The sequence below is a fragment of the Ruegeria sp. BC6 genome (genome assembly GCF_056539185.1).
In genome coordinates this window covers 245,628-260,160 of sequence record NZ_JBQFUM010000001.1, presented here as the reverse complement: position 1 = coordinate 260,160, position 14,533 = coordinate 245,628, and the positions used below count along the sequence as shown (strand labels likewise).

At 60.8% G+C, this 14,533-nt stretch carries 14 protein-coding genes; 9 read left to right on the top strand and 5 right to left on the bottom strand.

Annotated features, from left to right (window positions below):
• Positions 1-170 precede the first annotated feature (170 nt).
• From ACR0MM_RS01255 to ACR0MM_RS01230, 6 genes are all read left to right on the top strand, one after another.
• A complete protein-coding gene (locus tag ACR0MM_RS01255; protein WP_480693985.1) occupies positions 171-932 on the top strand; it encodes a DeoR/GlpR family DNA-binding transcription regulator in 762 nt (253 codons plus the stop codon).
• 110 nt (positions 933-1,042) lie between these two features.
• The gene (locus ACR0MM_RS01250) at positions 1,043-1,198 is read left to right on the top strand and encodes a DUF5993 family protein (RefSeq protein ID WP_480693983.1); all 156 of its coding nucleotides are present in this window, start codon (positions 1,043-1,045) and stop codon (positions 1,196-1,198) included.
• Between the two features lie 12 nt (positions 1,199-1,210).
• Positions 1,211-1,780 carry a disulfide bond formation protein B gene (locus tag ACR0MM_RS01245; protein WP_170339003.1) on the top strand — a complete coding sequence of 190 codons (570 nt, stop codon included), beginning with the start codon at positions 1,211-1,213 and terminating at the stop codon, positions 1,778-1,780.
• A gap of 34 nt (positions 1,781-1,814) precedes the next feature.
• Positions 1,815-2,174, top strand: coding sequence for a DUF3302 domain-containing protein (locus ACR0MM_RS01240; protein ID WP_093961840.1), 360 nt, complete (start codon positions 1,815-1,817; stop codon positions 2,172-2,174).
• Between the two features lie 21 nt (positions 2,175-2,195).
• A complete protein-coding gene (locus ACR0MM_RS01235; protein ID WP_480693981.1) occupies positions 2,196-3,341 on the top strand; it encodes an HlyD family secretion protein in 1,146 nt (381 codons plus the stop codon).
• Between the two features lie 2 nt (positions 3,342-3,343).
• Positions 3,344-4,936 carry an efflux transporter outer membrane subunit gene (locus ACR0MM_RS01230; protein WP_170433072.1) on the top strand — a complete coding sequence of 531 codons (1,593 nt, stop codon included), beginning with the start codon at positions 3,344-3,346 and terminating at the stop codon, positions 4,934-4,936.
• 3 nt (positions 4,937-4,939) lie between these two features.
• Here ACR0MM_RS01230 and mprF read toward each other — a convergent pair whose 3' ends face one another.
• Both mprF and ACR0MM_RS01220 read right to left on the bottom strand, forming a co-directional pair.
• Positions 4,940-7,549: a bifunctional lysylphosphatidylglycerol flippase/synthetase MprF gene (gene mprF, locus ACR0MM_RS01225; RefSeq protein ID WP_480693979.1), complete on the bottom strand. Its 2,610-nt coding sequence runs from the start codon at positions 7,547-7,549 to the stop codon at positions 4,940-4,942.
• Between the two features lie 101 nt (positions 7,550-7,650).
• Positions 7,651-8,079 (bottom strand): Lrp/AsnC family transcriptional regulator, encoded by a 429-nt coding sequence (locus ACR0MM_RS01220; RefSeq protein WP_093961837.1) that lies wholly within the window; start codon positions 8,077-8,079, stop codon positions 7,651-7,653.
• A gap of 86 nt (positions 8,080-8,165) precedes the next feature.
• Between ACR0MM_RS01220 and rocF the strand changes: the two genes are divergently transcribed.
• The 3 genes from rocF to ACR0MM_RS01205 are packed head-to-tail and all read left to right on the top strand — an operon-like array spanning position 8,166 to position 11,057.
• Entirely contained in the window at positions 8,166-9,086 is a 921-nt protein-coding gene (rocF, locus tag ACR0MM_RS01215; protein WP_480693977.1) for an arginase, read from the top strand.
• Positions 9,086-10,006, top strand: a complete 921-nt coding sequence (gene ctlX / locus ACR0MM_RS01210; protein WP_480693975.1) for a citrulline utilization hydrolase CtlX — start codon at positions 9,086-9,088, stop codon at positions 10,004-10,006. Before rocF ends, ctlX begins: the two co-directional genes overlap by 1 nt.
• Positions 10,007-10,016: 10 nt before the next feature.
• Positions 10,017-11,057, top strand: coding sequence for an ornithine cyclodeaminase (locus tag ACR0MM_RS01205; RefSeq protein WP_480693973.1), 1,041 nt, complete (start codon positions 10,017-10,019; stop codon positions 11,055-11,057).
• Between the two features lie 170 nt (positions 11,058-11,227).
• Here ACR0MM_RS01205 and ACR0MM_RS01200 read toward each other — a convergent pair whose 3' ends face one another.
• Genes ACR0MM_RS01200 through ACR0MM_RS01190 form a run of 3 tightly spaced genes read right to left on the bottom strand, consistent with a single transcriptional unit; the run spans position 11,228 to position 14,339 of the window.
• Positions 11,228-12,631, bottom strand: coding sequence for a TRAP transporter large permease (locus tag ACR0MM_RS01200; protein ID WP_170437255.1), 1,404 nt, complete (start codon positions 12,629-12,631; stop codon positions 11,228-11,230).
• Positions 12,632-12,634: 3 nt separating this feature from the next.
• Positions 12,635-13,264: a TRAP transporter small permease subunit gene (locus ACR0MM_RS01195; RefSeq protein WP_170371214.1), complete on the bottom strand. Its 630-nt coding sequence runs from the start codon at positions 13,262-13,264 to the stop codon at positions 12,635-12,637.
• A 58-nt stretch (positions 13,265-13,322) separates the two neighbouring features.
• Complete coding sequence (locus tag ACR0MM_RS01190; RefSeq protein WP_480695312.1) at positions 13,323-14,339, bottom strand: C4-dicarboxylate TRAP transporter substrate-binding protein; 1,017 nt, start codon at positions 14,337-14,339, stop codon at positions 13,323-13,325.
• Positions 14,340-14,533 lie beyond the last annotated feature (194 nt).

Here is a 14,533-nt window from a genome sequence, read left to right as displayed (position 1 = left end):
CACTCGTTTAGTCAATTTCGATTTTCGTTTTTGTTCGCTTTGTCGCATCTCGCGCAACTTGATCGTCGTTCACTTCTATCGTATTTGGCGCCCAGTCAAGAAAACATCAGGCTTGCGCTCGATACCCAAAAAGAACAAAAACGAACAGAGCCAAACTCGCGGAGCCGAATATGTCCCTGTCCTTTCGCCAATCCGACATCCTGAGCCTTGCCAAGCAAAACGGACGTGTCGCGGTCGAGGATCTGGCCGAGCGGTTCAATGTCACTGTCCAAACCATTCGTCGGGACCTGTCGGAACTGTCCGATGCCGGGATGCTGGACCGTGTTCACGGCGGCGCGGTTCTGAGGTCGGGCGTTTCGAATATCGGTTACGAAGACCGCCGCGGATTGAACGACGAAGCCAAAACTCGCATTGCTAAACGGTGTGCCGCCGACATACCGGACGGAGCATCGGTGTTCATGAACATCGGCACCTCGACCGAGGCCGTGGCGCGGCAACTTCTGACCCACAAGAACCTGATGGTCGTGACCAACAATATGAACGTGGCCAACATTCTGGTCGAAAACCCTGAATGCGAGATCGTGGTCGCTGGTGGTGTTCTGCGCCGCTCCGATGGAGGCCTGATCGGAAATCTGACCGTCTCGACCATTCGCCAGTTCAAGTTTGACTACGCGGTCATAGGGTGTTCTGCGTTGGATAGCGAAGGCGATCTGCTGGATTTCGATTTTCAGGAAGTGAACGTCAGCCAGACAATCATCGCGCAGGCGCGGCATACCAGCCTTGTTGCCGACCACTCGAAGTTCCAGCGGTCGGCCCCGGCCCGCATCACGTCATTGTCCGAAATCGACACGTTCTACACAGACGCTCCCGTCACATCCGAACTGGCGGCGCGCTGCCGCGAATGGCAGGCCCAATTGGTGGTGTGCAGCTAGGGTTCGCTCGCACTTAAGGCGAACGGACGATCCCAAAACTTGCCAGATGGCAGCGGGCCTGACAGTATCACCACCATTGCAATCGTTGCACGGAAGGGGAGGACCGAGCCATGATCGCGCTTTTATTTGCGTTACTTACAGCCGTTATGGCGCTGAATTACTTTGGACGGACAAAAGCCGGAAACGTGATTTTCTTTCTCACGCTGGCGTTGAGCGTCTATTGGCTCAAGTTTCACGCCACCAGCCAACTGACAATTCAGTTGTAGAAAGGGACGATCATGACACCTGAACTGTCCCGTACTCTGAATGCCCTGGGAATGCTGGCCGTCAGCCTTGTTCTGCTGCTGGCCTATGTCTACCAGCTCAAGCTGTACGAACTGCCCTGCCCGCTCTGCCTGTTGCAGCGAGTTGGCTTCGTTGCGGTTGGTGTTGGTCTGGGCCTGAACCTGCTTTATGGCCCGCGGCCCCAACACTATGCGATCATGCTGATTGCGGCCCTCTACGGCGGCAGCGTGTCGGTGCGGCAGATCCTTCTGCACATCGTGCCGGGAACCGGGCACTATGGCTCTCCGGTGTTGGGCCTGCACTACTATACTTGGGCTGCCATCTGCTTTTTCCTGATCCTGTTGGGCACCGCCATCATGCTGATGTTCGAAAAACAGTATGTCTCGGACACGCGCGCGGAACCACGCTTTGGCGGCAGCACATTGGCAAAGGTCGCGTTCTTCATCATGCTGGGTCTAGCGGTGCTGAACGCCGGTTCGACGCTGTTGGAATGCGGTCCGGGCATCTGCGCCGACCCGCCGACCAGCTACAAATTGATTGACGAACTGGACACCAACAACTGAGGATGGGGCAACCGTCCAGACAGGAGGCGCGACGATGGGACTACTGGGGCAGCCGCTGGGCTATTATGACTACCTGACATTCGTAGCGCTGATCCTACTGCTGGCGGCGGTCATGGCCTTGTTTCTGTTCATCATGGGCCTGCCCGGCCGCATCGCAATCAAACGGAACCACCCCCATGCCGAAGCCGTCAAACTGATGGGATGGATGGGGTTTCTGGCGATCATCCCCTGGGTGCACGCCTTTATTTGGGCTTATCATGATGGCATGACCGTGGACATCCGCCGCTTGCCCGAGGGCGAGCGCGAAGCGATCCGCAAGGAGATCGAGCGCCTTGGCGGGCAGGTCAAGGACGAGTACCGGGCCCCTGCTGCAGACGACCCACAGAAAACCTGACGCCGAAGGAAATCCACCACTATGTTCGTCGCCCTCGGCATCACGCTTTTCTACATCATTTTTGTCTGGTTCATTTTCTTCAAAGCACAATGGCTCAAGTTCAACATTGTCTGGGGGATCGTGTCGTTCTGGGTCGGCGCCCATCTGCTGCTGATCTTCCTGGTCGCGCTGCGGTTCTTCCAACCCTTCTCGATCGACAGCCACGTGGTGCGGTCCACCATCCAGATCGTCCCGAAACTGACCCAACCGACCATCCTGACCGAGGTCTTGGTCGAACCCAACACGCCCATCACCAAGGGTGATCCGCTGTACCGGTTTGATGACACGGTGTTCAAGCTGGCCGTCGAGAACGCGCAGGCCCAACTGGTGGCGGCCGAGCAAAACGCCAAAATCCTTGAACAGGACGTGATCGCCTCGACCGAGGCGGTGGAGCGCGCCAATGCCCAGCTGGCTTATGCGATGACGCAGAAGGCGCGCTATGAAAACCTGGTGCCTGCCGGCGGGGCGCGCCAGGACGAGCTGGATCGCTGGAACGAGCAGGTGACCGAAGATCAGGCTGCGGTCAAACAGGCTGAGGCCAATCTTAGAAAGGCGCAACTTGCGCAGGAATCACAGATCGACGGAGTGAACACCGGTATCCTTCAGGCCAAGGCGCAGCTGGCTGAAGCGCAGTATTTTCTCGACAATACAACGATCTACGCTCCTGAAAACGGCATGATCGTCTCGCAACAGGCCCGTCCCGGGCTTGTGGTCGGTGATATCCGACTTGGGGCCATCGCCAGCTTCGTGACTGAGGATTCGCCCTATATCCTGGCCACATACCGCCAGCAGAACCTGAAATTCGTCGAACCCGGTCAGCCTGTCGAGGTCGCGCTGGATCTTTATCCAGGTGAAATTCTGACCGGCAAGGTCGAGGCCATCTGGTGGGCCACACGGCAAGGACAATACCTGCCTTCTGGCCGCCTGCCGGGGTTCGAGCTGCCCAAAATTCCCGGGCGCATCGCGGTGCAAATTACGGTCGACGTCCCCGAAGGACATACCTTCCCCGCTGGCGGGCACGCGGCCGTGGCCATCTATACCGGGCAAGGGAAAAGCTTTGAGTTTCTGCGGCGCATCAACATTCGCCTCTATTCCTTCGCCAACTTCATCCGACCGCTGGATATCTGAGCATGACACACATGAACCCGGACCATCCGCGCAGGCCACGAAACCGCCGCCACATGTTGGTTGGCACCGCGCTGAGCGCCGCGTTGCTGTTTGCATGCACCCCGGTCGGGCCGGATTTTGTGCGCCCCAACTCGCCGGTCGTGAAACAGTGGATGGAGGCCAACAGCCCCAGCGCCAGCCAGGCCAGCGGTCTGACATCACGCAGCGCCCCCGTGGTCAAATGGTGGCAGAGCTTCAATGATCCGACCCTGAACAAGCTGGTGGCCGAGGCCTATGCCCAGAACCTGACGCTTCAGGTCGCAGGCGCGCGCGTGTTGCAGGCCCGCGCGCAACTGGGCATCGCCTTCGGCGAGCTCTATCCGCAATCTCAGGCCGTGGGCGGATCATTGGAGCGGCGCCGGATCAGCGACAACCTCGGTCCCATTGCCGATATCAACCGGATCATTCCGCTGGATACCGAGTTTTCGACGTCGCAGGTGGGATTTGACGCCCAGTGGGAACTGGACGTCTGGGGCGCGCAGCGGCGCGGCGTGCAGGCGGCGCGATCGAACCTGGCGCTACAGGTCGCCAACTATGACGATGCGCTGGTGACGCTGACGGGCGATGTGGCCGCGCTGTACATCAACATCCGCGCCCTGCAGGAGTCGCTGGCCGTCGCGCGCGAGAACATCAAGCTGCAGCAGGAAGCCAATGATCTGACCCAGTTGCGGTTCAACAATGGTGTGACGACGGAATTGGATGTGCAGGAGTCCACCGCCTTGCTGAACAACACCAAGGCGCTGGTGCCGACGTTGGAAAGCGATTTGCAGCAGGCCAAGAACGCGCTGGCGGTTCTGCTGGGCACGACACCGTCGCGCATGACCGGTTTGCTGGGAACGTCTGGACGGATTCCGTCGGCAAGATCGAACGTCGCCGTCGGCGTTCCGGCCGAATTGCTGCGCCGCCGCCCCGACGTTCGCGCGGCAGAACTGGCCGCAGCCACGCAATCGGCGCAGGTGGGCATCGCCATGGCGGACCTGTATCCGCAGTTCATCCTGTCGGGCTCTATCGGCCTGCAGGCGTCGGGCGGGCGCGACCTGTTCAGCTCGAACAGCACCACGGGTCTGGCCAGCGCCGGCGTGGTCTGGAACGTTCTGAACTATGGGCGGATCAAGAACAACGTGCGCGCACAGGACGCCGCCTATCAGGCGCTGATCGCCAACTATCAGAACACCGTGCTGACTGCCTATTCCGAAGTCGAAAGCGCCATGGTCGCCTATGCCCAGGCGCGCAAGCAGGTGACGTTTTACCAACGCAGCGTCGACGCAGCGCGCAAGGCCGCCGACATCGCCGTCAGCCAGTATCGCGACGGCATCGCCGACTATTCCCGCGTGCTGAACACTCAGACCGCGCTTCTGCGCTCGCAAGCCAACCTGATCGAGGCGCGCCAGCAGGTGTCGTCGAACTTGGTCGCGGTCTACAAAGGTCTGGGCGGGGGCTGGCAGATCCGTCAGAACCAGGAATTCCTGCCGGAAACCGTACTGGCCGAGATGTCCTATCGCACCGATTGGGGTGACCTGCTGCAGCAGGACCCAACACGAGCAAGCCTGAACTAAGCGCTATTTCGTCAGGCCCGTCAGGCCTCCAGATATCAGGATGTTCACCTCGTACAGGATGCGCGGCGCGGCCAGACCGCCTGGGCTGGCCAGATAGTTGGGGCTCCACTCCGGGTCGAATTTCTGTTTGAAGGCGCGCAGCCCCTCGAAGTGGTAGAACTGCTCGCCGTGCTCGTAGACGAAACCGCCGATCCGGTTCCAGAGCGAGGCGAGTTGCCGGTTCTCGATCCCGGAAAACGGCGCGGCCCCCAACGAGAACCAATGGAACCCTTGGCCGGCGCCCCAGTTCATCATCTCGGCGAACAGAGCGTCCATGACAAAGCTGGGGCAGTCGGGCTCGTAGCGCATCAGATCCAGCGACAATTCCGACTTGTTGCCGCCCTGAAACAGGTTGGCAAAAGCCACGATCCTACCCGTCTCGCCGTTCTTCAGAACCGCATGATCGAAATAGGACAAATACTGCTCGTCGAACCCGCCCAGAGCAAAGCCCTTTTCCGCGCCCGCCTTGCCTTCCAGCCAGTGATCCGAGATCTGGCGCAGCTCCGGCAGGACCGGTGCAAGCTGTTCCTTGGGAATGATCTCGAAGACATATCCTTCACGCTCGGCCCGGTTCCGGGCCTGACGGAACCGCTTGCGGGATTTTCCGTCCAGCGTGAAGTCCTTCAGCGGAACGCGGGCGACTTCACCGATCTTGAGGATCGACAGCCCGAGGTCCAGAAACGTAGGCAGATACTTGGTGGACACGCTATAAAATGCGCAGAGCTTGCCTTCGGCATCGGCCATTTCGCGCAACTGCCAAATCAGCTGCTGGCCGGCGGCCTCATCGCCGACAGGCTCGCCCTTGCTGATCAACGCGTTGCCGGAATCGGCATAGGCCAGAAAGGCGCTTTCATCCGGCGCGATCAGGAACTGCTTGTCGCCGGTCAGGCTGATCTGCGCCTCGGTGTCCTCGCTGGCCAGCGCCAAACGTTCGACCGCCGCAGGAATTTCGGTGCGTTGACGTCCGGGGATCGTGCGTCCGAACAACGAGCTCACGGCCACCACCCCGACGATCACCGCCACCACTATGCTGGAGCGCAGGAACCGCGAGGCATCGCCATTCCATGCAAACTCCCACCACAACGCGTTTTCGTATTCGACATGGGAATAGGCGAACAACCCGATCCAGAAGATCACCGCCAGCAACGCGATCAGACTGACCAGCCAGGGAATATTCAGTCGGAAGACGGATGCGCCGCTGACCCGGTAGAAAGCCCCCCGAAACAGGGCCAACAAACCGATGGCTGCAAGCATTCCGATGGCCTCATGCGTATCCAGCCCCTTGGCCAGTGACGCAAAGAACCCGGCCAGCATCAGGATCATGGCAACGATCCATGCCCGGTACAGCTTGCGGTACAGCCCCCGCGCCACAAGCAGCAGCAGAACGCCAATGGCGCTTCCGGCCAGATGCGATGCCTCGACGAAGGACAAGGGCAGAAACTCGCGCAGGATCCCCAGCTTCGTCGAGCTGGCAGGCAAGGTGCCGGACACCAGAAGAACCACACCGGCCACTGCCGCGATACCGGCAGCCACCATCGGCACGATTGGCCGGACGGCCCGATAAAACCAAGTGGCCGCGCCGCTGATGTGATGCCGATGTGCCAGCGCCGAAGCGACGGCGATCGACAGGCTTGCGATGGCAAATGGCAAAAACGTGTAGACAACCCGGTAAAGCAGCAACGCAGCAATCACGTCCGACCGGCCCGAGGCCCCCAGCCCGGCGATCAAAGTGGCCTCGAACACACCGATTCCGCCCGGCGCATGGCTGAGAATCCCAACTGCGATTGCGCAGATATAGATGGTGAAGAAATAGGGATAGCCGACGCCCAGATCGTCGGGCATCAGAACATAAAGAGCCATCGACGCGCCGAACAGATCCCCGATTGCGGCCAGTGTCAAAAGGCTGGCCAACTTGCCTCCGGGCAGGTCAAATCCCACCCCGCCAAAGGACAGCCGACGCCCGCCTTTGGCCAGCCAGACAAACAGAACCAGCAGACCGACCAGCAGGGCAACCCCGATGACCGTTTCAAGCGTTCCATTGATCGGCAGCGCCTGGGCGATACCGTCTGGATGAAGCGTCATCATTCCGCCGAGGATCAGGATGAGACCCATCCAGAAGGCCACCCATGATGTGGCGATCACACCCGCGACCCGTCCCAGATCCAACCCCAGAGACGCGTAGATCCGATAGCGGATCGCCGTGCCCGTAATGTACGAAAACCCAAGGCAATTCGACACCGCATAGCCACTGGCCCCAGCCATGGCCGCGATGCGAAGGGGGACCGTTCCCCCCGCCACGCTCTGCACGGCGAAGACGTCATAGAAGGACAGAGACAGAAAACTGAAGGCCGTCCAGAACACTGCAAGGAACATCACCCGCCAGGACGTTCCGGCAATGTCAGATTGCACGTCCGACCATTTCACATGGCTCGACAGGTCGTGCAGCACCGTCAACGCGATCAGCGTTATCACCACAGGTATCGCAAGCCTGACGATCGGCTGCTCCAACAGACCGGTCACCCGGGCAATCAGGATTTCCGCCCGCGAGTTTTCGCCTGGGTCTGCTGTGCTCATATTGATTTCCCTGCCCATGGGCTTGATCAAGCCTGCCGGGAAACTCTTGCACAAATCGTTTGGTATTCAAAGCTATGCCGCGCCGGTGAATAGGGGGCGGTTCAAAAGCGGCCTTTTCGGGTGGACAGAAGCAGATTGGTCTCGGATCTGGTGACGCCTTCGATGCGGCGGATCTGGAACAGAACCTCGTCCAGTTCGGCCAGCGTCTCGGTCCCGATCTCGGCGATCAGGTCCCATCCGCCATTGGTGGAATGCACCGCCCGCACCTGCCGCATCGCCGCGATCCGGGCCATGATGCGCTCGGTCCCGCGTCCTTCGATTTCCAGCATCATCAGCCCGCGCACCGGGCTTTGCGCGACGTCCCGACGGGTCAGGACAGTAAAGCCCACAATCTCACCCGATTGCTTGAGCCGCTGCAGCCGGCTGCGCACGGTCGTCCGCGTTACACCCAGCACTTCTGCAAGCTCTGACAGGGACGCGCGAGCGTCTCGGTGAAGGGCGCTGAGCAAGCGGCTGTCCAGATCGTCCATTCCATGTTTCCATTTTGGATTTTCAGATTTCATTTTGAGCATTTTGCCTCCTTCACGCAACCCGCATTGCACCGCTAAATGAACGTATGGATACCAAATCAGTCATTCTCGTTGGTGCCGGCATGGACGTCGGCAAGCGGCGACAGGGTTGCCGGATGGGACCCGACGCGTACCGGGTGGCCGGAATCGCCGAGGCGCTGTCCGACCTCGGGCACACGGTCACAGACTTTGGCGACACCCGCCCGGACACTGTCGACATGCCGCAACATGATCACCTCTTTGCCCTACCCGAATGCGTAGGTTGGACGCGGGCTTTGATCCGGGTCGCGCAACAGGCGGCCCAACAAGGTCTGCCGATCTTCATGGGCGGGGACCACGCCCTGTCGATGGGCACGGTCTCTGGCATGGCCGCCCATGCGCAGCAGATCGGGCGCCCACTATTCGTGCTTTGGCTGGACGCGCACAGCGATTTCCATACGCCCAACAGCACCGGCAGCGGCAACCTGCATGGCACGCCGGTCGCCTATTTCACCGGTCAGCCCGGGTTCGACGCTTTCCCCGCTGTGGATGCTCCGATACCCACGGACCGCGTCGGCATGATCGGCCTGCGCTCGGTCGATCCGGCCGAGCGTGCCGCGCTGGAGAAAGACCGCGCCATGCTGGCCGACATGCGCAGCATCGACGAACACGGCATCAAGGCTCCGCTGATGGCCTTTCTGGACCGCGTCCGTGCCGCGAACGGCATTCTGCATGTCTCGCTGGACGTGGATTTCCTTGACCCCGCCATCGCGCCGGCCGTCGGCACCACCGTTCCCGGCGGCGCCACTGAACGCGAGGCGCATCTGGTTATGGAGTTGCTGCACGAAAGCGGGCTGGTCTGCTCGCTGGACCTGGTCGAACTGAACCCCTTTCTGGATGAGCGCGGCCGTACCGCGAAACTGATGGTCGACCTGGCCGCCTCGTTGCTTGGGCGCCGCATCTTCGACCGCATTACCCGGAGCTTCTGATGCATTCCCTTCAGGCCCCCTCGGCCGTTGTCATGATCCGGCCACACGCCTTTGCCTCGAACCCCGAGACCCGCGACGACAATGCGTTCCAGACGCTGGCCAACCGCTCGGCCGAGGCGACCTCGGCCGCCGCCCGCGACGAGCATGACCGCGCGGTCAAGCAACTGCGCAACGCCGGCGTGACCGTGCATGTGTTCGACGATTTCGGTGACAACGACACGCCCGACAGCGTGTTTCCTAACAACTGGTTCTCGACCCATCCGGGCGGGCATGTAGCGATCTATCCGATGTTCGTTCCCTCGCGCCGGCGCGAACGTCGGATGGATGTGATCGAGATGCTGAAACGCGACTGTCGCGTACAGGACGTGATCGACTATTCCGGGCTCGAGCAGGACAACCTCGCGCTGGAGGGCACCGGTGCGATGGTGCTCGATCACGTCGCGCGCATTGCCTATACCGTCAAATCCAACCGTGCCGACCCGGTGCTGCTGGAACGGTTCTGCACCCATTTCAACTATGAGCCCATCGCCTTCGAGGCCCGCGACGCGCAAGGCCGCGACGTCTATCACACCAATGTACTGATGGGGATCGGCACGCATTACGCCCTGATCTGCTTGGACATGATCACCGACCCCGAGCGGCGCGCGACCGTGAAGGCGCGGCTCGAGGAATCCGGCCGCACGGTGATTGATCTGACCCACGACCAGATCGCCGAATTTGCCGGAAACGCCATCGAACTGACGGGCCGTGACGGGCTGGTTCTGGCGTTGTCTAGCCGGGCTTTGGCCGCGCTGCGCCCGGATCAGATCGACATCATCCAGGAAAGCGCGACGCCCCTGCCGTTGTCCGTTCCCACCATCGAAACCGCCGGCGGGTCGGTGCGCTGCATGATCGCAGGCATCCACCTGTCACGCCGCTAGGAGAGACCCCATGCAACCTTCCGACAAGGCGCTTGTTCCCTTCGTATCCGTCGACAACATGATGCGGCTTATCCACCACATCGGTGTCGAAAGAATGATCACCGAGATCGCCGCCCAGATCGAGGACGATTTCAAACGCTGGGAGAGCTTTGACAAGACCCCGCGCATCCCGGCCCATTCCCCGCATGGCGTGATCGAACTGATGCCGACCTCGGATGGCGAAGCCTATGGGTTCAAATATGTGAACGGCCACCCCAAGAACACGTCCGAGGGCTTGCAGACCGTCACCGCGTTCGGTCTGCTTGCGGACGTGTACACCGGGTATCCGACCCTGTTGACCGAGATGACGATGCTGACGGCGCTGCGCACCGCGGCGACCTCTGCTCTGGTCGGAAAGTACCTGGCCCCCAAGAATGCGTCCACGATGGCGATGATCGGCAATGGCGCGCAATCCGAGTTCCAGTGCCTGGCCTTCAAGGCCATTTGCGGGATTGATACCGTTCGCCTTTACGACATCGATCCCGCCGCCACCGCGAAATGCGCGGCCAATCTGCAAGGGACCGGGTTGAAGGTGGTTTCGTGTCGCTCGGCCGAAGAGGCGATCGAGGGCGCGCAGATCATCACCACCTGCACCGCCGACAAGAAATATGCCACCATCCTGACCGACAACATGGTCGGCCCGGGCGTGCACATCAATGCGATCGGAGGCGACTGCCCCGGAAAGACCGAATTGCATCGCGACATTCTTCTGCGGTCCGACATCTTCGTGGAATACCCCGAGCAGACCCGGATCGAAGGTGAAATTCAAGCGCTGGACCCTGACCACCCGGTCACCGAGATGTGGCAGGTCATCACCGGCCAGGCGGAAGGTCGCCGTGACGACCGGCAGATCACTCTGTTCGACAGCGTTGGTTTCGCGATCGAGGACTTCTCGGCCCTGCGCTACGTCAAGCGCGCGATCGAGGGAACCGAGTTTTTCGAGCCCCTGGACATGCTGGCGGACCCGGACGATCCGCGCGACCTGTTTGGCATGCTCATGCGGGCCAAGTGAGCCGTATCGCCCTGTTTTGCGGTTAGGCCGGATGGGGGCGCTGCCCCCGCTCAGTCTTTGCGACACTGAGGTATTGGGTCCACTGAGGCACCGAGATTTCGTGCCGCCCGAATTTTCTATGCGCGCGGCAGAGCCATGCATCAAAGCCCGTGCCTGGATTGCCCAAAACCTCAGCCGGCAAGCGATGGCAGATACAGAACGATCGCCGGAAACGCGACCAGCAGCGCAATCGTCACCGCATCAGCGACGAAGAACGGAGCAACGCCCTTGAACACGTCCTGAACGCTCAGGTCTGGGCGCACGCCGGCGACCACGAAGCAGTTCAGGCCGATTGGCGGCGTGATCAGACAGAACTCGGCCATCTTGACCACCAGAATACCAAACCAGATCGCACACATGGGGCCCGACATGCCAAATGTGCTGTCGGCCGCGCTTACCGCCTCGCCCCCGTTCAGGGCCATGACGGCAGGATAGACCACCGGCAGAGTCAGCAGCAGCATCCCGATTGCATCCATGAACATGCCAAGCACGGCATAGGCCAACAGGATACAGATCAGGATCAGCATGGGTGACATATGGAGGGAGGTGATCCAATCCGAGAACGCTCCGGGCAGGTCGGCGAAACCCAGAAAGCGCACGTAGATCAAGACACCCCAGATGATCGAGAAGATCATCGCCGTCAGCTTGGCGGTTTCCAACAGCGCCGACTTCAGCTCGGTCCAGCGCATGCCGTGAAACAGCGCAAAGCAGAACACGATGAATGCACCGATTGCGCCGCCCTCGGTCGGCGTTCCCCACGCCTTGTCACCGAATGGGTTGTAGACAAAACAGATGATGATCAGGATTACCGCGAAGATCGGCAGCGCACCGGGCAACGCGGCAAAGCGCTGTTTCCAGGTAAAGCCCCGCACCGGCGGACCCACGTTTTTGAAGAAAACCGCTATACCGATGATCAGCAGTCCGTAGATCACCGCCGAAAACGCACCTGGGATGAACCCGGCGAGCAGCAGTTTGCCCACGTCCTGCTCGACGATGATCGCATAGATCACGAGGATCGCGGAAGGTGGGATCAGCGACGCCAAAGTACCGCCTGCGGCCACGACGCCTGCGGCAAACCTTTTGTTGTAGCCGACGTCCAGCATCTCGGGGATGGCAATGCGGGCAAAGACGGCCGACGTAGCCACTGACGCGCCTGACACGGCTGCAAAGCCGGCCGTCGCGAAAACCGTGGACACCGCCAAACCACCCGGCACCCAGGCGACCCAGCGCTTGGCCGCTTCGAACAACGCCCGGGTCAATCCCGCGTAATAGGCCAGGTATCCTATCAGGATGAAAGTTGGGATCAGGCTGAGCGTGTGCGAGGCCACTTTGGAATGCGGCACCTGCCCCGCCGTCTTGACGGCAACGGTCAAAGCCTTACCAAACCGATCCGGGTCGTATCCGAATTTGGCCCAGAATATCCAGACCAGCCCTACCAGCCCTGCAAGGCCTGCGGCAAACGCAACGCGCATGCCCCCGACGACAAGAACCAGCAGGCCGCCCGTGACCCACAGGCCGATTTCAATCGTGTCCATTTGTCAGTCCTGCCTCTCAAACTGCTCGGCTTCGGCCGCGGCCTGCGCGGCGGCGTCCTGGATCAGCGGCACCGCAACCGGAGTTTCCAGCCCCAACAGGAACGCCCGACCATACCCCCAGATCTGGAGACACAACCGCAGACACAAAACGGAGAAGGCAACTGGCGCCAACAGCTTGGCGGGCCAGATCGGAATACCGATGTCGATCGAGCTGTCACGGCTCCACATCGGTGCGCCGAAATCAAACGATCGATCGAAATGGGACCAGCTGCCCCAGACCAAAGCCAACATCAGGACCAGGATCAGTACGACCGAAATCAGCTCGAACAACCACATTGCGCGCCCGTGCAGCCGTGCGATCACGATGTCCATGCGGATGTGCCCGCCGTCTCGCTGCACATAGGAAATGCCAAGAAACGCGATCAGAGGCATGGCCTGCTCGATCCAGTCGACATAGCCCGGCAATGGCGCGTTGATCGCGTTGCGTCCGCTGACGGACACAACAGCCAACACCATCAAACCGAAAACGGCGATGCCGCTGAGAAGGGCCAGAAATCGTTCAAGTTGCAGCAATTGCCGGTCGAGACGGCTCAGGAGGCTGCCGTCCTCCAATACCGTGGCGTGTCCTGCCATCCGGTTGTCCCCTGTTCCAGATGATCCCGGGGGCGTTTCAGCCCCCGGCTGTTTTTTATCAGTTGCCGCCGCGCTGCTGCTTCAGCGTTGCCTGCACCAGGTCGTAAAGATCCTGCGCCGGCAGGCCTTGGGCGGACATGTCAGCAATCCACTGGTCGCGGATCGGGTCGGCCGCCTTGGCACGGAACTCGTCCAGAACGGAGTCATCGATCATCACTTTCTGAACGCCCTTTTCTTCGAGCACGCCATCCCACTTTTTCAGTAGCTCACCGTAGTTGGTCAGGTAGTGGTCAATCGCCTCGTCGATCGAGCTGTCCAGCGCCTCACGGTGCTCGGGCGGCAGTGCTTCATAGGCGTCGATGTTCACGACCACTGGGCAGTTCACCGTGCCGGGGTTCAGGTTCGCGGTCCACCAGTCGGCCTCATTGATGGTGCCGAACGACAGGTGTGCGTGCTGAGCAAATGCGACGGTGTCCACAACACCGGACTGCATCGCATTGTAGGCTTCGGTCGCCGGAACCGATGTCGGAACGGCACCAACGGCCTCGAACGCCTGACCAAGGCCCCCGGTCGCACGAACGCGCATACCTTCGAACTCGGCCAGTTTGTCACGCGGCTCGCCTGTCCCGACCAGATTGTACTGCGGCATCGGCGAGGTCATGAGGATACGAGCGTTCCATTGAGCCATCTCTTCCTTGACCGCAGGGTGATCGTAGATCGCGTGGCTGACGGCCACTTCCTCATCCAGTGTGTTCACGCCCAGAAACGGCAGTTCCAGGACGGTGATCGCGCGGTTCTTGTCGCGATGGTAACCAGCGCAGAACTGGGCCATCTCGAAGGCGCCGATTTCGATGCCGTCCAGGTTTTCCTTGGGCTTGGAAAGGCCGCCATAGCTGACGTTGATGGTGAACGCGCCATCGGTTTTCTCGCTGACCAGTTCGGCCAGTTTCTCAACATGTTCGGTGAAGGCGCGGCGCTTGCCCCAGACCGAGGCATTCCACTCGGTCGCAGCCGCCTCGGTGACAAAAGCAACGCCAAGGGCGGCGATGGCCGCTCCGCTCAACATCTTGTTCATAATGATCTCTCCCATTGGTGCGCCCCCTCCCGGGGCGCTTGCGAGATAAGCTAGCGCCAACATCGACACGTGCCAAGCCCCGCCGCCCGGATGTTGCACCCGTGAAAGCGCTGATTTCTGCATGGCTCAGAAAGCCCCGCCGACACGGTCGACCCACAGGAGAAAAGGTGTCGCTCTGGACCGTTAACAACCAT